A 4,003-nucleotide genomic window follows, 5' to 3' on the forward strand; every position below is an offset into this window, starting at 1 on the left:
TATCGCATTAATCTCATCAATAAAATCGGCGAAGAGCGAGTAACTCGTTTAGAGCACGATAACACGGTCCGTAAATTCGACATCGAATATCTCAAGCGAATGAAATCCATATTCACTCGTAGGGCTCGTTGGTATGAGAAAAGGCGAAAGGATCAATATTCGGAGGTGGCTTAATGTTTACTGATATAGACGCAGCCATTGAGGAAGCAAGATATTTAAAATCCAAATCAGGTGGACGGGTTAACTTCTGTGTAATGCAGGTTATGGACTATATGGAAGTAGTCAGCGGGCTGATGGAAGGTGTCAGGGTTTTATATACAACTGCGAATGATGATTATCACACAGTATTACCGGAGGCGAGATGAGTTATATCGGAGAGAAAGAATTAACGGATGAGCAATTTCGCTGGCTAGATGGATGGTTAAATCTGTGGGGGGCGTGGGTATATTCTGGTCGTATCGATATTCGCATGATCAACATGATTTATAAATTCATGCAAACAGTAGAGCCAAGTAAAAACCCATCAAGACCTATGTGCAATGACGATGAAGGAATGTTGATTTCTCAGGTCGTAGATTCAGTCATCGCCACTGACACACAGGCCTATGGAATATTACTAAGTTATTACGCTCACGGCTCATCTAAGTTGTCGATTGCATCTTACTATCACCGAGTTGCAAAACCACGCAAAATGCAAACTAAGGGTGGCAATAGATTTAAAAAGCCATCACTTGGAACTTGCAGAAATGATGTTGATGCAAAACTCAAGGCTGCACAGTGGTTGTTGTACGAACCTCTGCGAAATGCAATGAATAATCGTAAACGTGTAGCTAAAGTGAAGAAAATAACCGAACTTTGCTATTGACTTATAATATCAAATTAGCAATACTAATCAGGTAAGTTGCTTTACGTGACTCTTAAGTTTACTTACCTCATTCAAGACCTCGCTTCGGCGGGGTTTTTTGTTATCTAACATGGCAAAATATATCATTTGTAAGTCCATGCTGGTGCATGAGTAGCGCTACATGCCGTTAGCCCACGAAACGGGCATAATTCTAACCTGTAAGTAATCATTACAAGTTCAACCATCCGGAATTACCGGATAGTTCACATTCAGAAGATCGCTTGGGCGGTCTTTTTTCGTATATGCCGACCACAGAATCAATCACAACACCTCACATTCACACAAGAGCTGTGAGTCGGCGTCCTATTAACTAATTCCTCCAAATAGGGGGTGAGTATGCAAAATATGAAAGAAACCCCTGAGCTTTGGGAGCAGATATTTAATCAACTATCTCAATATAAAGACCAAGGCATATTCGCTGGACTCGCTGGGAGTGTTGCCATACTGCGAGGTTTATATAACGGTGGTGGGTGGAAGAAAACACTCTTAGATGGGGTCTTATGTGCATTGTTTGCATGGTTCGTAAAAGACCTATTAACGCTGTTTGGACTAAACCATGAGCTAGCATATCTGGCTAGTGTATTCATCGGTTATATCGGTGTGGACTCAGTAGGTAAGATCCTTAAAGGTAAGGCGGGGGTGAAAAGTGACTAGGCCAGCACGCGGTGAGCGCAATAACAATCCGGGCAACATTCGACACGGTTCAAAATGGCAAGGGCTATCCGCACAGCAAACAGATCCAAGCTTCTGCCAATTCGTATCACCTGAATATGGTATTAGGGCAATTTATAAATTACTGCAAACATACCAAAAGAAATACGAACTCAACACCGTCGAGTCGATTATCGATCGGTATGCGCCACCAAATGAAAATAACACTACTGGCTACATTAATCGAGCAGCTAAAGATATCGGAGTTAGCGTAAACGAGCCTATTAACGCTTCATCTAAACCGGTTGCTATTGCATTAGCTACGGCAATTGTTGGTGTTGAGTTAGGTTATCAGCCATACAGCCAGAAAGTCTTTGAAGATGCTTGGTTGCTGCTATGAGTAAATTAACATCGTGGGTTCCAATAGTTTTATTTAGCATCATGCTATCTTCTTTATACCTTGTTACTAAATCAGTAATGGAGCTAAAGAAAGAAAACCAATCACTCACTGAACAACTCTCACAACAAGTCGAAATCAACAAAGACTATCAAGCTCGTATCACTCGATTAAATCAACTGGATACAAGACACACTCAGGAGCTTGTTAATGCAAAGAATGAAATTAGTCGCTTGCGTGATATTAGTGAGCGTAATCCTGAGCGGGTGTACATCAAAGCCGAGTGTCCAAAGAGCACCAGTAATTCCACCGCCGAATTGGATGATGCAACCACCGCCCGACCTACTGACACCGCTATCAGAAATTATTGGTTACTCAGAGAGCGAATTGCAGAGTCAGAGCAAGTGATTAAAGGGTTGCAGGATTACATTAGAACGGAGTGTATCAACTAAAAATAACCCTGTGAGTTTGGGCTCCCACAGGGCTTTCACTAGTATGTGTGAAAACGATAGATTACCAATATCCAGTAAGCCAATCTGTTAATAATCAACGTAAGTTTTTAGAAAATAAGCATGACGAAGATTATTTGCTATTGGGACAGTTCTTAGATTAAGAAGTAACAATACACTGTATATTTAAACAGTGCTTTTAAGCGTTCGAGAGTACAAAATGTGGGGCTAGATGGCTCCATCATAAAAACTAAAGGAGTAGTGAATATGTTAGTTATTAAAGATGATGGAAAATATGCACAAGAGTATGTTGAATTAACCTCAGACCAAATTAAGGGGATGGTACGTACTCCGCTTGGAGAATATTACCAAGGTGCTTTACTTATTTCTGTTATTCGACGTTCATTTCCAAAGCCTGTTGGCCCTACTGGTCACTGGCAACAAGATCCTATTTTAGGTCGAGATAATTATTTCGTGGTTTTTTGTTTGGAAAATAAATTATTTTTGTACAGCTTTATTCCTGTTATTAATTCCACACGAGACGATTGGTCAACTGACGATGCTTCAGCATATCCTATGGATGTAGCACAAAATGAAGATTATATGATTAAAATGGTTCAAGGTATTGATTTTCCATACGCCAATGAATTTTAGTTTATAAAATTATACCTATTCAAATAAATACAGCCTCGCAATAGCGGGGCTTTTTTATGGATGCAATTCCGCCAATAGGGGGTGATTCCATCTTGACTGCTAGGAATAGACTAGAAGTGACCTGATTAACGTAGTGATACGTGATGATGGTTGCTAACTCTACGCATTTCACCGCTCATTCACAGGGCAATTCAAAAACGTCGAATCCAATCACTTTGATATGAGCCTTCGAGAAAGTCAGTTATAGCTGGCGAGCTTCGACGGGCTGATTTTCTATGTGAACGAGGGTTCATTTCAAATGAAGGTAATACGTTATGCAATATCCAAGAGTAAGTATTAATGGTGTATCTGTTCGCGTCGATGACAAAGGAAGATATAACCTAAATGATTTACATGCCTCAGCCGTGGCAAATGGCGAAGTCAGAGAGAATCAAAAGCCAAGCCAATTTTTGAGAAGTAAACAGGTTAAGACATTTGTAGAAAAATTAAGCGCAATGCAAAAATGCACTGCGGTCAAAGTCATTAACGGTGGACTTAATCATGGCGTGTGGGCATTAGAATTAGTTGTTATTAGATACGCCGCTTGGTTAAAGCCAGAGTTTGAAATCCTTGTCTACAACACCTTTAAGGATGCTACGAGAAAAGGGTTAGATATCATGGCTAAGTTGAATAAGTTAGATCATGTAATCAATACCGAAACTAAAAATGTCAGTAGCTGCGCTAGAACGATGGCTAATTGGGGCGTTGGTGGTAGAAAACAGTTGCTACTATCTGCAAGGGAACGAGTTGTAAAAGAAGCTCAAATCTATCTTCCAGGTATTGAATAATGACCAAACAAGAAAAAGACTGGTTAGATGTTCTTCATCGTCAATTACAGCAATCACTTGAATACCTAAATTGTGGCAGGGTTGATGATGGGCGGATAGTTGCTGAAATCGTCGAGCGAGA

The 4,003-nt window shown here is 40.3% G+C and carries 8 protein-coding genes; all 8 read left to right on the forward strand.

Annotated elements, in window-relative coordinates; genetic code table 11:
- The first annotated feature begins 6 nt into the window (after positions 1-6).
- The 8 genes from ABN256_RS18755 (at position 7) to ABN256_RS18790 (ending at position 3,882) form a co-directional block, all read left to right on the forward strand.
- Positions 7-174, forward strand: a complete 168-nt coding sequence (locus tag ABN256_RS18755) for a hypothetical protein (protein ID WP_502929710.1) — start codon at positions 7-9, stop codon at positions 172-174.
- Positions 174-365 carry a hypothetical protein gene (locus ABN256_RS18760; RefSeq protein ID WP_349439903.1) on the forward strand — a complete coding sequence of 64 codons (192 nt, stop codon included), beginning with the start codon at positions 174-176 and terminating at the stop codon, positions 363-365. Before ABN256_RS18755 ends, ABN256_RS18760 begins: the two co-directional genes overlap by 1 nt.
- A complete protein-coding gene (locus ABN256_RS18765; protein WP_104731779.1) occupies positions 362-865 on the forward strand; it encodes an antiterminator Q family protein in 504 nt (167 codons plus the stop codon). Before ABN256_RS18760 ends, ABN256_RS18765 begins: the two co-directional genes overlap by 4 nt.
- 384 nt (positions 866-1,249) lie before the next feature.
- Positions 1,250-1,558 carry a phage holin, lambda family gene (locus ABN256_RS18770; RefSeq protein ID WP_349439908.1) on the forward strand — a complete coding sequence of 103 codons (309 nt, stop codon included), beginning with the start codon at positions 1,250-1,252 and terminating at the stop codon, positions 1,556-1,558.
- Positions 1,551-1,955 (forward strand): structural protein, encoded by a 405-nt coding sequence (locus ABN256_RS18775; protein WP_349439904.1) that lies wholly within the window; start codon positions 1,551-1,553, stop codon positions 1,953-1,955. The genes ABN256_RS18770 and ABN256_RS18775 overlap by 8 nt, the downstream gene beginning before the upstream one ends.
- A 41-nt stretch (positions 1,956-1,996) precedes the next feature.
- Positions 1,997-2,404 (forward strand): lysis protein, encoded by a 408-nt coding sequence (locus tag ABN256_RS18780; protein ID WP_349439909.1) that lies wholly within the window; start codon positions 1,997-1,999, stop codon positions 2,402-2,404.
- 264 nt (positions 2,405-2,668) lie between these two features.
- On the forward strand, positions 2,669-3,055 hold the full coding sequence (locus tag ABN256_RS18785) for a hypothetical protein (RefSeq protein ID WP_349439905.1): 387 nt from the start codon (positions 2,669-2,671) through the stop codon (positions 3,053-3,055).
- A 314-nt stretch (positions 3,056-3,369) separates the two neighbouring features.
- Complete coding sequence (locus tag ABN256_RS18790) at positions 3,370-3,882, forward strand: KilA-N domain-containing protein (protein ID WP_349439906.1); 513 nt, start codon at positions 3,370-3,372, stop codon at positions 3,880-3,882.
- Positions 3,883-4,003: the final 121 nt, after the last annotated feature.

The organism is Proteus sp. fly-1008, from assembly GCF_040140305.1.
Taxonomy (GTDB): domain Bacteria; phylum Pseudomonadota; class Gammaproteobacteria; order Enterobacterales; family Enterobacteriaceae; genus Proteus; species Proteus vulgaris_B.

Excerpts from the sequence above, each read along its gene's own strand:
- ABN256_RS18765 (WP_104731779.1), top strand. The coding sequence starts at position 362 with ATGAGTTATATCGGAGAGAAAGAATTAACGGATGAGCAATTTCGCTGG.
- ABN256_RS18760 (WP_349439903.1), top strand. The coding sequence starts at position 174 with ATGTTTACTGATATAGACGCAGCCATTGAGGAAGCAAGATATTTAAAA.
- ABN256_RS18785 (WP_349439905.1), top strand. The coding sequence starts at position 2,669 with ATGTTAGTTATTAAAGATGATGGAAAATATGCACAAGAGTATGTTGAA.
- ABN256_RS18770 (WP_349439908.1), top strand. The coding sequence starts at position 1,250 with ATGAAAGAAACCCCTGAGCTTTGGGAGCAGATATTTAATCAACTATCT.
- ABN256_RS18780 (WP_349439909.1), top strand. The coding sequence starts at position 1,997 with ATGCTATCTTCTTTATACCTTGTTACTAAATCAGTAATGGAGCTAAAG.
- ABN256_RS18790 (WP_349439906.1), top strand. The coding sequence starts at position 3,370 with ATGCAATATCCAAGAGTAAGTATTAATGGTGTATCTGTTCGCGTCGAT.